Origin of the sequence: Microbacterium panaciterrae, from assembly GCF_039541635.1 — a bacterium.
Lineage (GTDB): Bacteria > Actinomycetota > Actinomycetes > Actinomycetales > Microbacteriaceae > Microbacterium > Microbacterium panaciterrae.
On the sequence record NZ_BAABGP010000005.1, the window covers coordinates 1 to 21404 of the forward strand.

General features: G+C 69.8%; 20 protein-coding genes. 11 read left to right on the top strand and 9 right to left on the bottom strand.

The annotated features are described in order from the left end of the window. Positions 1-208 precede the first annotated feature (208 nt). Positions 209-901 (top strand): GTP pyrophosphokinase, encoded by a 693-nt coding sequence (locus tag ABD882_RS03590; RefSeq protein WP_345184447.1) that lies wholly within the window; start codon positions 209-211, stop codon positions 899-901. Positions 902-923: 22 nt separating this feature from the next. Here the strand turns inward: ABD882_RS03590 and ABD882_RS03595 are convergent, their stop codons facing one another. The 3 genes from ABD882_RS03595 to ABD882_RS03605 all read right to left on the bottom strand — a co-directional run bounded on the left by ABD882_RS03595 (position 924) and on the right by ABD882_RS03605 (position 3631). After that, entirely contained in the window at positions 924-1619 is a 696-nt protein-coding gene (locus ABD882_RS03595) for an ATP-binding protein (RefSeq protein WP_345184810.1), read from the bottom strand. An 18-nt stretch (positions 1620-1637) separates the two neighbouring features. After that, positions 1638-2870, bottom strand: coding sequence for an amidohydrolase (locus ABD882_RS03600; RefSeq protein WP_345184449.1), 1233 nt, complete (start codon positions 2868-2870; stop codon positions 1638-1640). 113 nt (positions 2871-2983) lie between these two features. After that, entirely contained in the window at positions 2984-3631 is a 648-nt protein-coding gene (locus ABD882_RS03605; protein ID WP_345184451.1) for a TetR/AcrR family transcriptional regulator, read from the bottom strand. Between the two features lie 154 nt (positions 3632-3785). On the opposite strand from ABD882_RS03605, the gene ABD882_RS03610 reads away from it, so the two are divergent. The 7 genes from ABD882_RS03610 to ABD882_RS03640 all read left to right on the top strand — a co-directional run bounded on the left by ABD882_RS03610 (position 3786) and on the right by ABD882_RS03640 (position 13089). Beyond that, positions 3786-5462: an ABC transporter substrate-binding protein gene (locus ABD882_RS03610; RefSeq protein WP_345184453.1), complete on the top strand. Its 1677-nt coding sequence runs from the start codon at positions 3786-3788 to the stop codon at positions 5460-5462. Between the two features lie 81 nt (positions 5463-5543). Further along, complete coding sequence (locus ABD882_RS03615) at positions 5544-6368, top strand: ABC transporter ATP-binding protein (protein WP_345184454.1); 825 nt, start codon at positions 5544-5546, stop codon at positions 6366-6368. After that, complete coding sequence (locus tag ABD882_RS03620) at positions 6365-7177, top strand: ABC transporter ATP-binding protein (protein ID WP_345184456.1); 813 nt, start codon at positions 6365-6367, stop codon at positions 7175-7177. The genes ABD882_RS03615 and ABD882_RS03620 overlap by 4 nt, the downstream gene beginning before the upstream one ends. Next, positions 7174-8313 (top strand): ABC transporter permease, encoded by a 1140-nt coding sequence (locus tag ABD882_RS03625; protein WP_345184458.1) that lies wholly within the window; start codon positions 7174-7176, stop codon positions 8311-8313. Before ABD882_RS03620 ends, ABD882_RS03625 begins: the two co-directional genes overlap by 4 nt. A 2-nt stretch (positions 8314-8315) precedes the next feature. Continuing rightward, positions 8316-9395 (top strand): ABC transporter permease, encoded by a 1080-nt coding sequence (locus tag ABD882_RS03630; protein WP_425563319.1) that lies wholly within the window; start codon positions 8316-8318, stop codon positions 9393-9395. Then, positions 9392-11656: an exo-beta-d-1,3/1,6-glucosidase gene (locus tag ABD882_RS03635; protein WP_345184459.1), complete on the top strand. Its 2265-nt coding sequence runs from the start codon at positions 9392-9394 to the stop codon at positions 11654-11656. Before ABD882_RS03630 ends, ABD882_RS03635 begins: the two co-directional genes overlap by 4 nt. Positions 11657-11844: 188 nt before the next feature. Beyond that, entirely contained in the window at positions 11845-13089 is a 1245-nt protein-coding gene (locus ABD882_RS03640; RefSeq protein ID WP_345184461.1) for an MFS transporter, read from the top strand. Positions 13090-13177: 88 nt separating this feature from the next. Here the strand turns inward: ABD882_RS03640 and ABD882_RS03645 are convergent, their stop codons facing one another. Continuing rightward, positions 13178-14842: a glycoside hydrolase family 13 protein gene (locus ABD882_RS03645; RefSeq protein ID WP_345184462.1), complete on the bottom strand. Its 1665-nt coding sequence runs from the start codon at positions 14840-14842 to the stop codon at positions 13178-13180. A gap of 115 nt (positions 14843-14957) precedes the next feature. Further along, entirely contained in the window at positions 14958-15887 is a 930-nt protein-coding gene (locus ABD882_RS03650; protein ID WP_345184464.1) for a 2-hydroxyacid dehydrogenase, read from the bottom strand. A 288-nt stretch (positions 15888-16175) separates the two neighbouring features. On the opposite strand from ABD882_RS03650, the gene ABD882_RS03655 reads away from it, so the two are divergent. Further along, positions 16176-17705 carry an SDR family NAD(P)-dependent oxidoreductase gene (locus tag ABD882_RS03655; protein WP_345184467.1) on the top strand — a complete coding sequence of 510 codons (1530 nt, stop codon included), beginning with the start codon at positions 16176-16178 and terminating at the stop codon, positions 17703-17705. Positions 17706-17772: 67 nt separating this feature from the next. Here the strand turns inward: ABD882_RS03655 and ABD882_RS03660 are convergent, their stop codons facing one another. Further along, on the bottom strand, positions 17773-18114 hold the full coding sequence (locus ABD882_RS03660; protein WP_345184468.1) for a winged helix-turn-helix transcriptional regulator: 342 nt from the start codon (positions 18112-18114) through the stop codon (positions 17773-17775). A 75-nt stretch (positions 18115-18189) separates the two neighbouring features. On the opposite strand from ABD882_RS03660, the gene ABD882_RS03665 reads away from it, so the two are divergent. After that, positions 18190-18843, top strand: a complete 654-nt coding sequence (locus ABD882_RS03665) for an FMN-dependent NADH-azoreductase (RefSeq protein ID WP_345184470.1) — start codon at positions 18190-18192, stop codon at positions 18841-18843. 188 nt (positions 18844-19031) lie between these two features. Beyond that, positions 19032-19460 carry a DUF1761 domain-containing protein gene (locus ABD882_RS03670; protein ID WP_345184472.1) on the top strand — a complete coding sequence of 143 codons (429 nt, stop codon included), beginning with the start codon at positions 19032-19034 and terminating at the stop codon, positions 19458-19460. Between the two features lie 254 nt (positions 19461-19714). Here ABD882_RS03670 and purQ read toward each other — a convergent pair whose 3' ends face one another. From purQ to ABD882_RS03685, 3 genes are all read right to left on the bottom strand, one after another. Next, positions 19715-20422, bottom strand: a complete 708-nt coding sequence (purQ, locus tag ABD882_RS03675) for a phosphoribosylformylglycinamidine synthase subunit PurQ (RefSeq protein ID WP_345184474.1) — start codon at positions 20420-20422, stop codon at positions 19715-19717. Continuing rightward, complete coding sequence (gene purS / locus ABD882_RS03680; RefSeq protein ID WP_345184476.1) at positions 20419-20667, bottom strand: phosphoribosylformylglycinamidine synthase subunit PurS; 249 nt, start codon at positions 20665-20667, stop codon at positions 20419-20421. The genes purQ and purS overlap by 4 nt, the downstream gene beginning before the upstream one ends. A 136-nt stretch (positions 20668-20803) precedes the next feature. After that, positions 20804-21325 carry an adenine phosphoribosyltransferase gene (locus tag ABD882_RS03685; RefSeq protein WP_345184478.1) on the bottom strand — a complete coding sequence of 174 codons (522 nt, stop codon included), beginning with the start codon at positions 21323-21325 and terminating at the stop codon, positions 20804-20806. Between the last annotated feature and the right edge of the window lie 79 nt (positions 21326-21404).

Genomic DNA, 21404 nt, shown 5'->3' on the forward strand with positions numbered 1-21404 from the left:
GGCCCTTCACCGTCTCCGACGACGAGAACCCCGCGGGAAATGACACCACGCTACGGGACGCACCCCTCTTTGCCGTCGTCGGGCCCGCGCGTGTCGGAAGCGGGTAACCGCGCAGGCGCGGAGAGCGCTCTCCGCGCCTGCCGGATCCTGGATCCGCTCAGAACGAACACACAGGAGATCCGAACGCCGAGTGCGTAGCGTCGCGGGTATGAGCACGGCCCCCGTCGATGACGAAACGCTGCACCAGACCCTGACCGAGGCGCGGGAGCTCCGCGACGAGTTCCAGCGGTTCCTGCACGAGTACGAGTTCGGGATGCGCGAGATCGAGACGAAGATCTCGATCCTGCGCGACGAGTTCGCGCATCACCACTCTTACAACCCGATCGAGCACGTGAAGAGCCGGGTGAAGTCGCCGGACAGCATCGTGGAGAAGGTCGCGCGCCGGGGGATCGAGCCCGACTTCGACTCGATCCGCGAGCACATCACGGACATCGCCGGTGTGCGCGTCACCTGCAGCTTCGTCGCCGACGTCTACCGGCTGTTCGATCTGCTCACCGCGCAGGACGACATCACCGTCCGCATCGTGAAGGACTACATCGCGACCCCGAAGGCGAACGGCTACCGCAGCCTGCACGCGATCCTCGAGGTGCCGGTGTTCCTCTCCTCCGGCCCGATCATGGTGCCGGTCGAGGTGCAGTTCCGCACGATCGCGATGGATTTCTGGGCGAGCCTGGAGCACAAGATCCACTACAAGTTCCAGGGGCAGGTCCCCGCGCACCTCGTGGACAGCCTGACGGCCGCGGCCGATGCGGCGACCGAGCTCGACGAGCGCATGGAGCAGCTGCACCGCGAGGCGCACGCGCCGCTCGCAGCCCTCCCCTCGATGACCGTCGAGGTCTGAGCACGGCGACGAGCGCGCCCCCTCAGGCAGGCTGCGCTCGCCACAGCGAGCCGATCGGCAGCGCCCAGAGGCGATCCCCGAAGGGCAGCGCGCGGGTGCCGGTGTACAGCACGATCCCGGCGATGAAGCGCTCGCCGAGTTTCTCCTTGAGGAAGTCCAATCCGCGGAACTGTCGTCCGGTGAGAGAGGTCGACGCCGTGATCTCGATGGCGACGACCTCTCTGCGAGGGTTCTCGAGAACGAGATCGACCTCTGGTCCTGTGCTGTCGCGGAAGTGCGACATCTGATAATCGATCGCGGACCAGGTTCGCTGCTTGGCCAGCTCCGAGGTGACGAATCCCTCCACCAGACCGCCGGTGAGGGCGCTCGAGACGTCCCGCTCCAGCCCGGTGACGTCGGCTCCGGCCAAGGCTCCGGCGAGGCCAGGATCGGCGATCGTGACTTTCGGTTTGGACACGACTCGCGCGCTCAGATTGTTCCCCCAGGCGGAGAGCTCCCGCACGAGGAACACGTCGCGGAGTGCGCAGAGATAGTTCGGAATGCTGCGGGACGGCACATCGAGCCTGCGCGCATAGGACGCGGCGACGAATTCCGACGCACTCTCCATGGCCAACAGCTGCAACAGCGGGCGGAGGCGGTCGGGATGCTGGATTCCGGAAACCTCAGCCGCATCTTTCTCTCGTTGCCGTTCTGCAGTGCTGGTGTTGCCATTCTGCAGGGCAAGAGGCCCTGCGGCTCAGCCCAGGAACTCGCGCGCCGCGACTGTGAGAGCGCGCACGCCGATCTCGATCGTGGGGTGGATCTCGATCGCGAAGAACGGGGAGTGGTTCGTCGCGATCTCGCTGTCGACCGTGCCCGCCGCGACGGCCGCGGCGTAGCGGGCCGGATCGACGCCGCCCCAGAACCAGAACACGAGCGGGACGCCGGCGTCGCGGGCGAACCACGACACGTCCTCGCTGCCGGTGAACAGGCCGGGATCGATCACGCGGTCGTCCCCGAACGCGGCACGGAACGCGGCGGTCGCCCGCTCGGTGGCGGAGGCGTCGTTGATCGTGGCGGGGAGGGTGTGCAGGGTCTCGATCGTGGGATCCTCGGTCGCCCCCGAGGCCATGGCCTCGGCCCGGATGATCCGCTCGACGTCGGCCAGCACCTTCGTCCGGAGTGCGTCGTCGGGGTAGCGCAGGCTCAGCTCGAGCGTGGCCTCGGCGGGGATGATGTTGTTCTTCGTGCCGGCGTGGATCGCGCCGACGGTCACCACGGCGAGGTCGTGCGGATCCACCTCGCGCGACACCACGGTCTGCAGGCGCATCACGGTGGCGGCGGCCATCACGATCGGGTCGATCGTGGAGTGCGGCCGGGATCCGTGTCCGCCGCGTCCGTGCAGCACCACGTGCAGGCCGTCGGAGGCCGACATCTGCGGTCCCGGGCGCACGCCGATCACGCCCGTGGGGAACGGGGTGACGTGCTGGCCGAGCACCACGTCGGGGCGGGGGAAGCGGTCCAGCGCGCCGTCGTCGAGCATCGCGCGGGCACCGGCGCCGTACTCCTCCGCAGGCTGGATCACGACGACCACGGTGCCCGACCACTCGTCCTTCGTGCGCACGAGCTCCTCGACGGCGCCGATCATCGCCGTGACGTGCATGTCGTGGCCGCACGCGTGCATGATGCCGACCTCGTGGCCCTCGGGATCCACGCCCATCGCCGTGCTCGCATAGGGCAGCCCGGACTCCTCGACCACCGGGAGCGCGTCCATGTCGGCGCGCAGCCAGACCACGGGTCCGGCCGCGGTGCTCGCCGAAGAACCGTTGCGCAGCACGCCGATGACGCCGGTCTGCCCGATGCCCTCGGTGACGTCCAGTCCCAGATCGCGCAGGTGCCCGGCGGCGATGGCGGCAGTGCGCACCTCCTGGAACGAGAGCTCGGGGTTGCGGTGCAGGTCGATGAAGAGCGCTTCGAGGTCGATCGTCATGCCGCCGAGCCTATCCGCGAGACTCCACTTCTCGCAGGAGACGCCAGACCGGTCACGCAGTCTCATGCGCAATCGGGAGTCTCGCGGATCGGGGGCGGATCGGGGGGCCGGGGTCAGTCTGCGACGTACGTGCCAATGCGGGGTCCCGGGCGCAGCACGCCGTTCACGATCGCCTGGATCGCGAACTCGCTCGCCTCGGCCAGCTCGACCGCCGAAGGATCCAGCAGCCACTGCAGCTGCAGGCCGTCCATGACCGCGAGGATCGACGCGGAGGCGTGTCCGATCGTGTCGGTGTCGGTCACGCCCTCCTGCGCGCACAGCTCGCCGAACGCGGCGACGACCTCTCTGCGCAGCACCGTGTAGCGATCCTCGAAGAAGCTCCTGGCCGGATGCCGGTCGGTGACGGACTCGGCCGACAGCACCGTGTAGACCTGCACGATGCCGGGGCGCAGGGCGTTCGCGAACGCGGTGCGCACGAGGTGCGCGAACAGGGCGGGGCCGTTCGGGATGTGCTGCTCGGCGAGCTCGGCGACATCGCTCTGGTCGCGGTAGGCGAGCACCTCGAGCAGCAGCTTCTGCTTCGAGCCGAAGTGATGCAGCACCCCGGCATGGGTCATGCCGACCTGCTCCGCGATGTCGGCGAGCGTGCCGTTCGTGGATCCCTTGGCGCCGAAGATCTCGATCGCAGCCTTCAGGATCTCGGTGCGCTTGCGCTCGGTCTCCGGTCGAGACTTGACGGCTGACGAGGTCGTCGTGACCATTTCGTTCCCCACCTCTTCTTGTCAAATCAGACTAACGTCGAGTAGCTTTCAGCAAAGCTTACTTTCTCGACAGTAAGTTAATTTCCGACCTGGCCGGAAACCCTGCGTCAACCCAGGTGGCACGATGACCGTGTCCCCTCACGAAGGAGAAGCAATGAGGCTCAAGAAGACCCTGCTCGCCCTCACGGCGTTCGCGGCCCTCAGTACCCTGGCGCTGACCGGCTGCTCGACGGGCTCCGGTGGCGGCTCGTCGGCGGCGAGCGGCGGCTCGCTCACGATCGCGAAGCCGGACGGCGCCGCCGTCCTCGCGACGCAGATCAACAACCCGTTCATCGGCACCGGCTCCGGCCCGTCGCTCGGCTATGACCGGATGATCTACGAACCGCTCGCGATGGTGAACCCGGTCGGCAAGAACGAGACGACCCCGTGGCTGGCCTCGAAGGTCGAGTGGAACAGCGATTACACGCAGCTCACCGTCACCCCCCGGGCGAACGTGAAGTGGAACGACGGCAAGCCGTTCACCGCAGACGACATCATCTTCACGTACACGATGATCAAGAACACGCCCGCCCTGGACACGGGCGGCCTGAAGCTGGCCGACATCAAGAAGGACGGCGACAACGTCGTGATGACCTTCAGCGAGTCGAAGTTCGTCAAGCAGGGCGACGTGCTGCAGGTCAGCATCGTCCCGGAGCACCAGTGGAAGGACATCGCCGACCCGTCGAAGGATCCGGTCAAGGACGCGATCGGCACCGGGCCGTACACGATCAAGAGCTTCTCCTCGCAGGGCGTCGTGCTGAAGGCCCGCTCCGACTACTGGGGCGGCACCGTCCCGGTCGCGCAGCTGAAGTACCTCGAGTACAACGACAACACCGGCCTGCTGCGTGCGCTGCAGACCAAGGAGGCCGACTGGGCGCAGATCTTCATCACCGATTACAAGACGAACTACGTCGACAAGGACCCGAAGCACAACGTGTTCTGGGGCGCGAACGTGCTGAGCCCCGACATGATCCTGGTGAACACCACGAAGGCGCCGTTCAACGACGTCGCGTTCCGCAAGGCCGTGAACATGGTCGTGGACCGCAAGGCGCACGCGGAGAAGGCGCGCAGCAACGCCGGCCCCGAGCTCACGAACGTCACCGGCATCCCTCAGCCGACCGGTGACCAGTACATCGCCCCCGAGTACAAGAACACGACCTTCTCGATCGATGTCGCGGGTGCCAAGAAGGTGCTCACCGACGCCGGATACACCTGGAAGGACAGCGCGCTGATCGATCCGTCCGGCAACCCGGTGTCCTTCACGCTGCAGGATCCGCAAGGCTGGAACGACTACGTCACCGGCATCCAGCTGGTCGCGACGCAGATCAAGAGCACGCTCGGCGCCGACGCGAAGGTCGCGACCCCCGACGCGGACACCTGGTTCACCAACATGGCGACCGGCAACTTCGACGCGGCCCTGCACTGGACCGGATCCGGATCCAACCCGTGGCACATCTATGACGACGTCATGAACGGCGCCTACATCGATCAGGCCGCCGGAGGCAAGGTCTCCGACAACTTCGGGCGCTACAGCAACCCCGAGGCGACGGCGCTGCTCAAGGAGTACGCGCAGGCCTCGGATGACGCCACGCGCACCGCGGCTCTCCACAAGATCGAGAAGATCTTCGTCGACGACGTCCCGGCCATCCCGATCGGAACCCACCCGCAGCTGGCCGAGTACAACACCCGCGCGTTCACCGGGTGGCCGAGCGAGACCGATCAGTACGCGACCGCCGACCCGACGCAGGCGACGGCCGTCCAGGTGCTCATGAAGCTCAAGCCGGTCAAGTAACCCCGGCACGTCTCGGGAGGGTGCGGGATCATCCCGCGCCCTCCCGAGCCCGACCTCCACGAGCCCGAAAGCATCCTCCTCATGACTGAATCCCTCCTCACCGTGCGCGACTTCTCCGTCGTGTACGACGTGGATCCCCCCGTCGAAGCGGTGAAGAACGTCACCCTCGACATCCGGCGCGGCGAGATCGTGGGCCTTGCCGGCGAGAGCGGCAGCGGCAAGACGACGCTCGCCTACGGCGTGCAGCGGCTGCTGAAGCCGCCGGCCGTCATCACGAGCGGCAGCGTCGTCTTCCACGACGAGAGCGGCGAGGACATCGATCTGCACACGCTCGACGTCGAGCAGATGCGCCGCTTCCGCTGGAACAAGATCTCGATGGTGTTCCAGGGGGCGATGAACGCTCTCAACCCGGTGGCCACCATCGGCTCGCAGCTGGACGACGTGTTCCAGGTGCATCGCCCCGGCATGAGCCGGGCGGAGCGCCGCGCCGCGGTGGTCGAGCTGCTGGAGATCGTGAAGGTGGGCGGCCAGCGACGGCGCTCCTACCCGCACGAGCTCTCCGGAGGCATGCGCCAGCGCGTCATGATCGCGATGGCCCTCGCGCTGCGCCCGCAGCTGATGGTGATGGACGAGCCGACCACCGCGCTGGACGTGCTCGTGCAGCGCGAGATCCTCAAGCAGATCTCGCAGCTGCGTCACGAGTTCGGGTTCTCCGTGGTGTTCATCACGCACGACCTTCCGCTGCTGCTGGAGATCAGCGATCGCATCGCCATCATGCGCGAGGGCGAGATCGTCGAGCTCTCCGATGCCGAGCAGATCTGGACGGATCCGCAGCACGAATACACCAGGGACCTGCTCCGTTCCTTCCCCCGCCTCACCGGCGAGAGAGGAGTGGTGGTGCGATGACCACGCTCGAATTCCGGGGCGTCACCAAGATCTACAACGTCCGCGGATCCGGCCAGATGAAGGCGCTGGACGACGTGAGCTTCACGCTCCGCTCGCACCAGACCATCGGCCTGGTCGGCCAGTCCGGCAGCGGCAAGTCCACGATCGCGAAGATCCTGACGCAGCTGGAGACGCCCACGCACGGCCAGGTGCTGCTCGACGGCGCGCCGATCCCGCGCAGCGGCAAGGGCCTGCGCAGGTACCGGCAGCAGCTGCGCATGGTGTTCCAGGATCCGTTCGCCTCGCTGAACCCCTATCACTCGATCCGCCACCACATCGAGCGCCCCCTGCGCCTGGACCACGTCGTGCCGCGCCAGGAGGTCGAGGGCGAGGTGCGACGGCTGCTCGAACGCGTGCGCCTGGATGCCGACGCAGTGATGGAGCGGCGCCCGCACGAGCTCTCCGGAGGTCAGCGCCAGCGCGTGGCCATCGCCCGCGCCCTCGCCTCCCGCCCGGCGATGCTCGTGGCCGACGAACCCGTGTCGATGCTCGACGTGTCGATCCGCCTCGGCGTGCTGAACCTCCTCGCCGACCTGCAGCGCGAAGAGGGGCTCGGCGTGCTCTACATCACCCACGACCTGGCCACCGCCCGGCACTTCAGCGACGAGATCATGGTGCTGAACCAGGGCAGGGTCGTCGAGCGCGGGCCCGCCGACGACGTCATCCTGCATCCGAAGGACCCCTACACCCGCGCGCTGCGCGCCGCGTCCCCCGATCCCGAGGAGCACTTCCGCACCATGTCGGCCCAGACCTCCGGAGGCGTGCGATGAGCGCCGACACGTCCGCGCCCACCGACCGCGCCGCCGCGGACGCGCCAGAACCCGCGACCGGCGACGCGGTGCTCGGCGATGCGGCACCCGTCGACCCGACGCTCGTCGGCACGACGGCGGCGAGGGCCGAGCAGGGCGGGATCCGCGTGCCCTGGCGGTTCATCGGCGGCCGCGTGGCCTTTTACGTGTTCACCGCCTGGGCGGCCATCACCATCAACTTCTTCATCCCGCGGATGATGAAGGGCGATGCCGTCGACGCGTACATGGCGCGCAGCCAGGGCCAGCTGACGCCGGTCGCCGAGAAGGCGCTGCGCGCCCTGTTCGGCCTGGACACCTCGGTGCCGCTGTGGCAGCAGTACCTGAACTACTGGGGCATGCTGCTGCACGGAGACCTCGGTGTCTCCATCTCCACCGGCATGGCGCCGGTGGGCGACGCGATCGCGTCCGCACTGCCGTGGACCCTCGGGCTCGTCGGCTTCGCCACGATCATCTCGTTCTTCATCGGGACCAGCCTCGGCGCCGTGATCGGCTGGCGGCGCGGCGGGCGCCTGGACGTGCTCGTGCCGGTGACGACGTTCCTCGGCACGGTGCCGTACTTCTGGCTCGGCCTGATCTTCATCGCCGTGTTCTCCAGCATGCTCGGCTGGTTCCCGGCCGGGCATGCGTACGAGGTCGGGGTGGATCCGGGGTGGAACCCGGAGTTCATCTCCCAGGTGGTCTCGCACGCCGCGCTCCCGATGATCACGATCGTGATCGCCTCGCTCGGCGGGTGGGTGCTCGGCATGCGCAACATGATGCTCACCGTCCTCGACGAGGACTACATCACGGTCGCGCAGGCGAAGGGCATGCCGAATCGCCGGGTGCTCTGGCGCTACGCGGCCCGCAACGCGGTGCTGCCGCAGATCCAGAGCTTCGCCCTCTCGCTCGGCTTCATCGTGGGCGGCACGATCGTGATGGAGATGGTGTTCTCCTACCCCGGCATCGGGCTGCTGCTGCTCAGCGCCACCAACGCGAAGGACTACGCGCTGATGCAGGGCATCTTCCTGGTCCTGGTGATGGCCGTGCTGGTTGCGAACATCATCGCCGACATCGCCTACGCCATCCTCGATCCCCGTACCCGTCAGTCGGAGGCCTGATCATGACGACTCCCGCAGACAAGTCCGCCCTCGCGCAGCCCGAGGGCGTCGGCGCACCGGCGACCGGCGCGATGCTCGCGACCGCCGCGCCGTCGGCCCCCTCCAGGAAGACGTTCTGGAGCCAGCTCAGGGCCTCGCTGGCGATGTTCAGCAACCGCAAGTCCGCGGCCGGCCTGATCATCCTCGGCGTCTTCGTTCTCGTCGCGATCCTGGCCCCGTGGATCTCGCCCTACCCGCCCAACGCGCAGCACCTGGACGCGACGCTGCAGCCGCCCTCCTGGCAGCACCTGCTCGGGACCACGCACATCGGCGAGGACATCCTCAGCCAGGTCATCTACGGAACCCGCGGCGTGCTCGTGGTCGGCTTCCTCGCGACGATCATGGCCACCGTCGTGGCGATCGTCGTCGGGGTGACCGCCGGCTACCTGCGCGGCTGGAAGAGCGAGTCGCTGTCGGCGCTGTCGAACGTGTTCCTCGTCCTGCCGGGCCTGCCGCTGATGATCATCATCGCCTCGCAGTTCCAGGATCCGCCGCTCGCCGTCATCGCGGCCGTGCTGGGGCTGACAGGCTGGGCGTGGGGTGCGCGCGTGCTGCGCGCGCAGACCATGTCGCTGCGCAACCGCGACTTCATCCAGGCCGCGCGGGCCAACGGCGAGCCGCTGCACCGCATCATCCTGGTCGAGATGCTGCCGAACCTGATGGCGATCATCGCCTCGAGCTTCGTCGGCACGATGACCGCCGCGGTGCTGGGGCTCACCACACTGGCCTTCATCGGCGTCATCCCCGTGTCGAACCTGAACTGGGGCACCATCCTGTTCTGGGCGCAGCAGAACAGCGCGTTCCCCGACTACTGGTGGTGGTACGTGCCGGCCGGGCTCTGCATCGCGCTGCTCGGCGTGGCGCTGGCGCTGATCAACTTCGGCATCGACGAGTACGTCAACCCGCGGCTGCGTTCCGCCGGTGAGCGCGCGCGGGCGCTGAAGAAGCGCGGCATCGACGCGAACTCGGCCGTGACCCTCGTCCGCACTCCCGCCTCCGCGACCGCCGCGGCCGGATCCCACCCGGAAGGCACCACCGCATGACCTCCCTTCTTCAGGACTCGGCGCCGTACCAAGACGCCGGGCTTTCCACCGCCGAGCGTGTGGCCGACCTGCTCGGCCGCATGAGCGTCGAGGAGAAGGTCGGGCAGATGCTGCAGCTCGACGCCCGCGACGACCTCGGCGATCATGTCCTGCGCCGCCACGTCGGCTCGATCCTGCACACCTCCCCGGAGCGGATCCTGGACGCGAACCGCCTCACCGCCCAGACCCGGCTGCGGATCCCGCTGCTCGTGGGTGAGGACTGCATCCACGGCCATTCGTTCTGGCCGGGCGCGACCATCTACCCGACCCAGCTCGGCATGGCGGCGTCGTGGGACGCGGATCTGCTCGAGCGGGTCGCGCGGGCGACCGCCGAAGAGGTCGCGGCCACCGGCATCCACTGGACCTTCTCGCCGGTGCTGTGCATCGCCCGCGACCTGCGCTGGGGCCGCATCAGCGAGACCTTCGGCGAGGATCCGTTCCTCATCGGCGAGCTGGCCAGTGCGATGGTGCGCGGCTACCAGGGCGACGGACTCGACGACCCGACCGCGATCCTCGCGACAGCGAAGCACTTCGCCGGGTACTCCGAGACGCAGGGCGGCCGCGACGCGAGCGAGGCCGACATCTCGCGCCGGAAGCTGCGCAGCTGGTTCCTGCCGCCGTTCGAACGCGTCGCCCGCGAGGGCTGCCGCACGTTCATGCTCGGCTACCAGACCACCGACGGCGTGCCGATCACGGTCAACGACTGGCTGCTCAGCGAGGTGCTGCGCGGCGAGTGGGGCTACACCGGCACGCTCATCACCGACTGGGACAACGTGGGTCGCATGGTCTGGGAGCAGAAGGTGCAGCCCGACTACGCCCACGCCGCGGCCGCCGCGGTGAAGGCCGGCAACGACATGGTCATGACCACGCCGTACTTCTACGAGGGGGCGCTGGAGGCCGTCTCACTCGGCCTGCTCGCGGAGGACGCCTTCGACGCCGCGGTGGCCCGCATCCTCACCCTGAAGTTCGATCTCGGCCTGTTCGAGAACCCGCGGCTGCCCTCGTCCGAGCTGGACGCGGTGGTCGGATCCGGCGCGCACTCCGCACTCAACCTCGAGGTCGCCCGCCGCTCGATCGTGCTGCTGGAGAACGACGGCACGCTGCCGCTCGGATCCTCCGCCCCGCTCTCGGAGGTGGATCCGATCCGGATCGCGGTGGTCGGTCCGCTCGCGGACGACGCGCAGACCCAGCTCGGCGACTGGGCGGGTGGATCCGGTCAGGCCGGCTGGCTGGACGGCCAGCCGCGCGACATGATCACCACCGCCCTCGATGGCCTGCGCGCCGTGGAGGGGTATGCGGTGCGGTATGCCCAGGGCGCGGAGATCCTGACCCTCGAGGACGACCCGCTCGGCGCGACCTTCCCGGACGGCCAGCCGCGGCCGAAGGTGGTCGTGCCGTGCGAGCCCGACCCGCGGATGATCGCGGAGGCCGTGCGTGCCGCCGAGGCGTCGGACGTCGTCGTCGCCGTGGTCGGCGACCGCATCGAACTCGTCGGCGAGGGGCGCTCGACGGCGACCCTGGAGCTCATCGGCGGGCAGAACGCGCTGCTCGACGCCGTGATCGCGACCGGCAAGCCGGTCGTCGTCGTGCTGCTCGCATCGAAGCCGCTCGTGCTGCCCGCGTCGGCGGCGAAGGCGGCCGCGGTGCTCTGGGCCGCGAACCCGGGGATGCACGGCGGGCGGGCGCTCGCCGAGATCCTCTCCGGCGCGATCGAGCCCTCGGGCCGCCTGCCGATCTCGTTCGCGCGGCACGTCGGCCAGCAGCCCACGTACTACAACCAGATCCGCGGGCAGCACGGCAACCGCTACGCCGATCTCACCCAGTCGCCCACGTGGGCGTTCGGCGAGGGCCGGTCGTACACGACCGTGGAGTACTCGGCGCTCGCCCTGGTGTCGTCGGCGCTCGCCGCCAGCGACACGATCCTCGGCGAGATCACCGTGACCAACACCGGATCCCGGCCCGTGCTCGAGACCGTGCAGGTGTACGTGCGCGACACGGTCACCAGCGTCAGCTGGACCGACAAGGAGCTGAAGACCTACCGGCAGGTCGCGCTCGCCCCCGGCGAATCCGCCCGGGTCGCGATCGAACTGCCCGTCGCCGACTGCACCATCGTGGACGCCGCGGGCGTGCGCCGCGTCGAGCCCGGCGCGTTCGAGCTGCTCGTCGGCCCGTCCTCCCGCGACGAGGCGCTGCTCTCCGCCGCCTTCGAGGTCGTGGGCTGAGGCCGCTCTTTCGCGAGACTCCTGTTTTTGCATGAGACTCCCCGCCTGCCGCTGAGTCTCATGCAGAAACTGGAGTCTCGCGGATCTGCCGGGAGGCGGGGAGGGACGTCTCGGGCGGCCGTCCGACGGTTCGTCCGGATTCCTCGCAAAAGTGGGCGCAATCCGATCCGCTCTGGTTGGATGACGTGGTGCGAACGAACGAAGTCGAGGCGGGATTCCGGCCCGGGGCCCTGATCTGGCTCGCCGTCGCCACGTTCTCGATGGGGATCGACGGTTACGTGCTGGCGGGCCTGCTGCCGCAGATCGCGACCGGCCTGCGCGTGGACGCGGCCGCCGCGGGGCAGCTCATGAGCGTGTTCGCGGCGACCGGCGCGCTCGCCGGGCCCGTGCTCGGAGCGCTCACCGGCCGCTGGGAGCGCAAGGCCACGATCATGCTCGCGCTCGGGGTCTTCGTGCTCGGCAATCTGCTGGTCGCCCTCGCCCCGACGTACTTCTGGGCGATGGCCGGCCGCGTCGTCTCGGCCCTCGGCGGTGCGCTGCTGAACGCGGTGATCGGCTCGTACGTCATCGCCCGCACGCCCGAGCGGTACCGCGGCAGGGCCCTCTCGCTGGTGATGGGCGGGTTCCTGTTCGCGACCGCCCTGGGCGTGCCGATCGGACTCGCGATCGGCCAGTCGGACTGGCGGATCCCGCTGTTCCTCGTGGTGGGCGTCGGGGCGGCCGCGCTCGTCGGGATCCTGCTCAAGGTTCCTCGGCTGACCCTACCGCCGGTGTCGCTGCGCGAGGCGCTGAGCCCGCTCACCCGGCCGGCGATCCTGTCCGTGCTACTGGTGCCGATGGGCCTCATGTGCGCGAGCTATCTCTGCTTCACCTATGCCACGCTCATCCTGGGCCCGCGCATCGGCGAGGGCTATCCGATGATCGGCGCCCTGTTCGGCTACGGGATCGTGAGCCTCGTGGGCAACATCGTGTCGGGGCGCGTGACGGATCGCCGCGGTCCGGTGGCCGTGCTGACGGTCATCGTGGCCACGGTCCTCGCCGCGGCGCTGCTCGGCTGGTTCGGCCTGATGCTCCCCGGGCTCGCCGGAGCCGTCGCGGGGCTCGCGTGGTTCCTGATCTGCGCCTTCTTCAACGGCGGATCCGGCGTGACCGCGCAGACGCGCCTGGCCACCATGGTGTCCGACTCGGTCGCCGCCCTCGTGCTCGCGCTGAACAACAGCGCGATGATGCTGGGCAGCGCACTGGGCAGTGCCCTGGGCGGGATCGCGCTCGCGGCCGGGGCGCTGCCGGATCAGCTGCCGCTGCTCTCCGGCGCGGTTCTCGGGGTGACGCTTATCGCGCACCTGATCACGGTGGGCACGCTGCGCGGCCGCGCCGGGCGGGGCGGGATCGGCGCCGATGAGCCTCCGGTGGGCGCGGTCGAGCCGGTCTGAGCCGCCGCATCTCCTGCGCGAGACTCCACTTTCTGCATGAGACACCAGAGCGGGCCGGCCTCGCGAGGGCCGGCCCCGCGTCCCGGCCTCAGCCGGCCAGGGTGTACCAGGCGGCCGTGTTCGGGGGGAGCACGTCGCCGTCGAGCGGACCGCTGCGCACCACGATGGACGCCCCGGACGGCAGCGCGAGCGGCGCGTCGCCGAGGTTCGCCGCCACGTGCAGGTCTCCGCGGCGGAAGGCCACGGAATCGGCGCCCAGATCCTCCCAGACGAGGGATCCGGATCCGAGACCGCGCTCCGCACGCAGCCGCAGCAGCGTCTTGTAGAGCGACAGGGTCGAGTCGGCGGAGACCTCCTCGGCGCCGCGCGCGTACTCGGCCCATTCCGCGGGCTGCGGCAGCCACGAGGCGCCGGTGTCGTTGAAACCGTAGGCCGGGCCGGCAGCGGTCCACGGCAGCGGAACCCGGCAGCCGTCGCGGCCGTAGCGCTCCCCGTTCGTGCGGAACCAGGAGGGATCCTGCCGGAACTCGTCCGGGATCTCCATCGCCTCGGGAAGCCCCAGCTCCTCGCCCTGGTAGAGGTACGCGGATCCGGGCAGCGACAGCATCACGGTCGTCGCGGCGCGGGCGCGGGCAAGGCCCAGCGCGCGGTCGGGCTTCGGCTCGGTCGCCGGGCCGATGCCCTCGCCCTGCGGGTTGTCGATCGTGAGCGCGAGGCGCGACGCGTGCCGCACCACGTCGTGGTTGGAGAGCACCCAGGTGCTCGGGGCGCCCACCGCGCCGAACGCGTCCAGCGAGTCGCGGATCACGGTGCGCAGCTCGGTCGCGTCCCACGGGGTCATCAGGTAGTTGAAGTTGAACGCCTGGTTCATCTCATCCGGGCGGACCCACAGTGCGGTCTTCTCCAGCGTCGGCAGCCAGGCCTCCGCGCACAGTGCGCGATCGCCGTCGTAGGCCGCGAGCACCCGGTGCCAGTCGCGGTAGACGTCGTGCACCCCGGGCTGACCCCAGTACGGGACGTCGTCCTGGTCGCCGCCCATGGATCCGCCGTCGGGGGACGGCGTGTAGTCGGGCAGGCCGTCCTTCTTGATGAGGCCGTGCGCGACGTCGACCCGGAAGCCGTCGACACCGCGGTCGAGCCAGAACCGCAGCACGCCGCGGAACTCCTCGCGGACCTCCTCGTTCGTCCAGTCGAAGTCGGGCTGGCTGACATCGAAGATGTGCAGATACCACTGGCCCGGTGTGCCGTCGGGTTCGGTCACCCGCGTCCACATGCCGCCCCCGAACACGCTCTCCCAGTTGTTCGGCGGGAGCTCGCCGCCGGGGCCTTTGCCGTCGCGGAAGATGTAGCGGGCGCGCTCGCGGCTGCCCGGTGCGGCCTTCAGCGCCTCCTGGAACCAGCGGTGCTGATCGGAGGAGTGGTTCGGCACGAGGTCGACGATCACCCGGATCCCCCGCGCGTGCGCGGCGGCGAGCATCGCGTCGAAGTCGTCGAGGGTGCCGAAGAGCTCATCGACGCCGCGATAGTCCGAGACGTCGTAGCCGGCGTCCTTCTGCGGGCTCGGCATGAACGGGCTCAGCCAGATCGCGTCGACGCCCAGCTCGCTCAGCGCGTCGAGGTGCGCCGTGATGCCGGGCAGGTCGCCGATGCCGTCGCCGTTCGCGTCTGCGAAGGAGCGCGGATAGATCTGATAGATGACGGCGGTGCGCCACCATTCGGAACCCGGTGCGGAAGACTGCTCGATCTCGGCCATGCGATCAGGGTACGGGATCACAGGGGGTATCCGCGGAATCCTGGAACCGCGGAATCGTGCGGATCGAATCGGTTCGAGCCCGCGGCTGTCGCGTCCGGCGCGCCACCGGCGGACATCATCGCCGGATCAGGTTCACCGGATCCTCGCCGGCGAGCATGCGGTCGATCTGCGTGCGGATCAGCGCGGCGATGCGCGGGCTCATCGCCGTCGACGCGCCGCCGATGTGCGGGGTGAGCAGCACCCCGGGCAGCGTCCACAGCGGATGCCCCTCGGGCAGCGGTTCCGGATCCATCACGTCGAGCGCGGCACGGATCCGTCCGCCCTCGGCGACCAGCGCGTCCGTGTCGACGAGGGTGCCACGGCCGACGTTCACGAGCAGGGCGCCGTCGGCCATGCGGGCCAGCATCGCCGCGTCGAACAGGCCGTTCGTGGCCGGCCCGCCGGGCAGCGACAGGATCACGATCTCCGCCTCGGGCAGCAGCGCCGGCAGCGCGGAGAGCGGGTGCACGGCGATCTCTCCCACGCCCTCGACCGTCTCGGTGCGGGCGGACTGCGCCACGGCCGTGATCGACGTCTCGAACCCGGCCAGGCGACGGGCGATGCCCTTGCCGACCCCGCCGATCCCGACCAGCAGCACGCGCCGGTCGGCGAGGCTCGAGGTGAATCCGCGATCCCACACGCCCGCGTCCTGGGCGCGCACGAACCGCGGCAGCTCGCGCTGCGCGGCGAGAGTCAAGCCCAGGGCGAGCTCGGCGGTCGCGGTCTCGTGCACGCTCGCGGCGTTCGCGAACGGGATCCCGGCGGGGATCCGCTCGATCACGGTCTCGTAGCCGATCATCTGCCCCTGCACGAGACCGACCTCGATGTCCGCCAGGGAGGACAGGTGCTGACGCCCGAGATACGACGGCACGACGATGTCGATGCGCGGCGCCGGGGGAGGCGTCGCCATGTCCCACACGTGCACCTCGACGCCGTCGGGCAGGGGGCCGGAGGTGACGACGTCGGCGGCGAGTTCGGTGGTGGGGACGGTCACGAGGAAGCTCACCCTCCGAGCGTAGGCCTGCGGCCACCGGATCCGGCGCGCGAGTGCACCGGATCTGCGCGAGTGCACGGGATCCTGCCCCCAGTGCACGGGATCCTGCCGAGTGCACCGGATCCTGCCGAGTGCACCGGATCCACACGTCGCGATGCCGTGCGCTCGGCAGCAAGCCGTGCATGCGGCGCCCCGGTGCGCCCTGGCGCGCCCGCCGCACCCCGCCGCGCATTCGAGTCGTCCCCGTCAGCGCACCCCAGGGCCGCCGCTGGCGGGGACGACTCGCGTAGAATCGGGACAATGACCGACCGCTCCGCCGACACGACCGAGTCCGGCGACGCCGTCGGAGCGGGCGTCGATCCCGCCGACCTCGCCACCACGCTCCGCGTCCTCGCCGAACTGCACGAGATCGAGCAGGACCACCCCGACTTCGTCGCCGTGCGGCGTGCCACCTCGGCCATGTTCAAGGCGGCCAAGCGCGTGCGCCGCCGGGAGATCCGCGACGCGATCGCCGAGGCCGACCGTGCGGTCATCGCGGCGACCGCCACCGGTGCGCCGGATCGGATCGACGACGAGACGCGAGGGCTCGACCTGAGCACGAGCGTGGTCGATGCGCCGATCGCGGGCGAGCTGCTCAAGCCGCGCAACTGCTACATCTGCAAGCAGCCGTATACGGTCGTCGACGCCTTCTACCACCAGCTCTGCCCCGACTGCGCCCGGTTCAGCCACGGCAAGCGCAACGCCCGCACCGACCTCACCGGCAAGCGCGCTCTGCTCACCGGCGGTCGCGCGAAGATCGGCATGCACATCGCGCTACGCCTGCTCCGCGACGGCGCGCACACGACCATCACGACCCGGTTCCCGCGCGACGCGGTTCGGCGCTTCTCCGCGCTGCCCGACTCGGCCGACTGGCTGCACCGGCTGCGGGTGGTCGGCATCGACCTGCGCGACCCCGCCCAGGTGATCGCGCTCGCGGACTCGGTCGCCGCCCAGGGGCCGCTCGACATCCTCATCAACAACGCCGCGCAGACCGTGCGCCGTTCCCCCGGCGCGTATTCGCTGCTCACCGACGCCGAGCTGCAGCCGCTGCCGGACGGTCCGCTGCCCGAGATGGAGACCTTCGGGCACACGGCGGATCCGCACCCCGAGGCGCTGCAGGCCTCGGTCGATGCGCATCCGCTGCTCTCCGTCGCGGCACTGGGCGGCACGATCGCCGAGCGCGGAGGGCAGGCGCTCACCGCCGAAGAGCTCGCCCGCCTGGCGATGGCGCCGGGATCCTCGTCCCTCGCCAAGCACGCGGACGGCACCGCGATCGACGCCGGCGGGCTGGTGCCCGATGTGAACCGGGTGAACAGCTGGGTGCAGAGCGTGGACCAGGTGGATCCGCTGGAGATGCTCGAGGTGCAGCTGTGCAATACCACGGCGCCGTTCCTGCTGATCAGCCGGCTGCGCCCGTCGATGGCGGCCTCGGCCGCGCGGCGCAAGCACATCGTGAACGTCTCGGCGATGGAGGGGCAGTTCTCCCGCCGGTACAAGGGCCCGGGCCATCCGCACACGAACATGGCGAAGGCCGCGCTGAACATGCTCACCCGCACCAGCGCGGAGGAGATGCTGGAGACCGACGGGATCCTGATGACCGCCGTCGACACCGGCTGGATCACCGACGAACGCCCGCATTTCACGAAGGTGCGCCTCGCCGAGGAGGGCTTCCACGCCCCGCTCGACCTGGTCGACGGCGCCGCCCGCGTGTACGACCCGATCGTGCGCGGCGAGGCCGGCGAAGACGTGTACGGCGTGTTCCTCAAGGACTACGAAGCCAGCCCCTGGTGAGGCTGTCGCGTCGCCTGCACTGAGCGCTCTGCAGTGCGATCCGAAGGGCGGGCCTCGTGTCGCCTGCTCAGGATCCGATACGGGCCTGGAGGTTTGCCGACGCCCACTTGCCGAGCTGGTCGAGGATGGGCAGCAACCCGCGGCCGCTGTCGGTGAGCGCATAGGAGACGGCCACGGGAGGGCCGGGCTCGACCGTGCGATCGACGAGGCCCGCCTGGCCGAGTTCGGCGAGCCGGTCGGACAGCACGGTGTCGCTGATGCCGGGGACGGCCCGGCGCAGGGCGACGAAGGTGGCCGCACCGTCGCCGACGGCGGAGACGATCATGCCGTTCCAGCGCTTGCCGAGCACGCTGAAAGCCAGTGTGACCGACGCGTCACACATGTGTGCGTTCTGCTCCGCACCTGCCATGACAGCATTCTACTCGTGCTACGTTAATCTCTATCACTAAGAAAAACCTAGTGACTATGAAATGAAAGGTAGCTCATGACTCTGTTCCGCCTGGATGCGAGCATCATGCCCGCGACATCCGCCAGCCGCGCGCTCGCCGACATCGTCGAAGCCGAGTGGACTGCAGCGCACCCCGACTCGTCCGTCACCCGGCGTGATCTGGCGGCCGACCCGATTCCCGCCACGGCCTGGCCAGCCGCGGCCACCGCCGGCTTCGTCGCGCCGGAGCAGCGCAGCGCGGAGCAGAACGAGGCGCGTGCTCTCGCCGCCACGCTCGCCGACGAGCTCATCGACGCCGAAGCCCTGCTTTTCGCCGTTCCGCTGTACAACTTCGGCGTCTCGCAGCACTTCAAGACGTGGTTCGACCTCGCCTACACCGACCCGCGCATCGACCCGTCGGGCACGGCGCTGAAGGGCAAGCCGGCGACCCTGGTCACCGTGCTCGGCGGCAACTACGCGCCCGGCACTCCGCGCGACGGCTGGGATCACTCCACCGCATGGCTGCGCCGGGTGCTGGAAGACGTCTGGGGTCTCGACCTGCGCGTCGTGCAGCGGCCATTCACCCTGGTCGGGGTCAACCCGGCGCTCGACGCCTTCACAGACATGGCACTCGAGCTCAAGGAGAACGCCGAGCAGAAGGCGCGCACGTACGGCCAGGAGCTCGCCGCGACGCGCGGCGAGGTGGCCTGACCCGAGACGACCTTCGCGGCCGCTCGACGCTGGCGGGGCAGGATCCGTGCGCGATACTGCCCCCGGGTCGCGAGCGCGACCTCGGGCGCCTCGGCGCGGGTGGCGTCCGCGGATGCGTGCCGGTGCGGGAGTACCCTGAGCGCATCCGGATCGCGACGCGCGATCGGGATCGACCCGAGGAGCGCATCATGATTCCCGAGATCAACTACTGGGCCGTTCTGCTGGCGACCGCGTCGAGCATGGTCGTCGGATCCATCTGGTACGCCCGCGGCGTGCTCGGCACGCGGTGGGCGCGCCTGGCCGATATCGACCTCGACCACCCGAAGGGCAGTCCGGTCCTCGCGATCATCGCCACAGTGATCGTCAGCTTCCTCACGGCCTGGGTGCTCGCGGGCGCGACGGCGATCGCCTGGCATTTCTACGGCGGATCCTTCTTCGTCTCCGCGCTGGTCACGGCGATCACGCTGTGGATGGGGTTCACCGCGGCGCGCTTCATCACGCATGACGCGTTCGAGGGCCGCCCGAGCTCGCTGACGGTGCTGAACATCGCGCACGAGCTCGTCACGGTCGTGATCATGGCCGTGCTCATCGGGGTCTGGCCGCCCGCGCTCGGCTGATCCCGCACTCGGCTGATCAGGCACTCGGCTGATCCCGCGCTCGGCTGATCCGGTCTGGCTCCTGCACGTAAGACCGCCCCAGCGTGGCATGGCACGACGGCTGCCGGGCCATTCTGCAGGGAGGCCGGTGTGTTCTGCGGGGCGCTGGCGCCCGAAACGCGTGTTCGGGGCCCGGAAACGACCGGTTTCACCCCCGCGGCCCTGCATAAAAGCCGGCCAGCCCTGCACAACGGCCGAGGTGAGCCCGACGGAGGTTACGCCGCGATGCGGGCGACGGCGGCGATCGCGCTCGTGAAGAAGCCCAGTCCGTCGACGCCGCTGCGCATGGCCGCGGACGTGTCGGGGCCGAAGCCCGGCTCGGTGGCGTGCTCGGGGTGCGGCATCAGGCCGACGACGTTGCCGCCGGGGTTGGTGAGGCCGGCGATGTCGCGGAGGGATCCATTCGGGTTCACGCCCGCATACCGGAACGCCACCAGGCCCTCGCCCTCGATGCGGTCGAGGGTCTCGTCCGCGGCGATGTAGCCGCCCTCGGCGTTCTTCAGCGGGATCACGATCTCCTGGCCGCGGGAGAACACGCTGGTCCAGGCGGTGTCGGCGTTCTCGACCGTGAGGCGCTGGTCGCGACGCACGAAGTGCTGGTGGTCGTTGCGGATCAGGCCGCCGGGCAGCAGGTGCGCCTCGACGAGCATCTGGAACCCGTTGCAGATGCCCAGGATCGGCATGCCCTTGGCGGCCGCGTCCTTGACCTCGGTCATGATCGGCGAGAGCGCGGCGATCGCGCCGGAGCGCAGGTAGTCGCCGTAACTGAAGCCGCCGGGGAGGATCACGGCGTCCACGCCCTCGAGGTCGTGCGCGCCGTGCCAGAGCGCGACCGGCTCGGCGCCGGCGATGCGGACGGCGCGCTGCGCGTCGCGGTCGTCGAGGGATCCGGGGAACGTGACGACCCCGATCCGGACCGTCATTCGGCGACCTCGACGCCGATGACGTCCTCGATCACCGCGTTGGAGAGCACCTCTTCGGCCACACGGCGGGCCTCGGCGAGCACGGCGTCGGTGACCTCGCCGTCGACCGTGAGCTCGAAGCGCTTGCCGATGCGGACGTCGCTGAACGCGGTCACGCCGGTGCGGGCGAACGCTCCGGAGACGGCCTTCCCCTGCGGGTCGAGCAGTTCGGACTTGGGCATGACGTCGACGACGATGGTGGGCATGACGGGCTCCGAAAAGTCGCGGGCGGGGGCAGAGGCCAGTCTATCGCGCGGGCACGGGCCCTCCGGCCGGTGTGCGGGCGGGCCGCGACGGGTGCGCCGCGACGGGTGCGCCGCTCCGGCCGCGTCGCGGCGCCGGTCAGCTCCGGAACACGGTGTGCACGTCGCCGACGATGTCGCGGCCGTGCAGCGCCTCGATCTCGAAGAGCACCGAGATCCCGGTCACGACGTAGCCGAGCTCCTCGACGATGCGCCGCCCTGCGGCCAGGGTGCCTCCGGTGGCGAGCACGTCGTCGATGAGCAGGATCCGGGATCCGGCCGGCAGGTCGTCGTGCATCTCGATCGTGGCGGTGCCGTACTCCAGCGCGTAGTCGACGGATGCGGCGGGGGCCGGGAGCTTGCCCGCCTTGCGGATCGGCACGAAACCAGATCCGGCGGCGATCGCGGCGGCGCCGGCAAGGATGAACCCGCGCGCCTCGATTCCGGCGACGACGTCGAAGGATCCGAGGAACGGGGCGACGAGCGCCTCGGTGGTCGCGTGCAGCGCCTCGCGATCGGCCAGCAGCGGCGTGATGTCGCGGAACAGCACCCCGGGCTGCGGGTAGTCGGCGATCGAGCGGATGAGCGATTCGGCGCGGACGAGCGCGGGCGAGGAGGTCACCGGTCCAGGGTACGCGGGTGCATGGGTTAGCGTTGACAGCCGTGGGAGCGCTCCCATACGCTGGCGACCGAACGCTCGA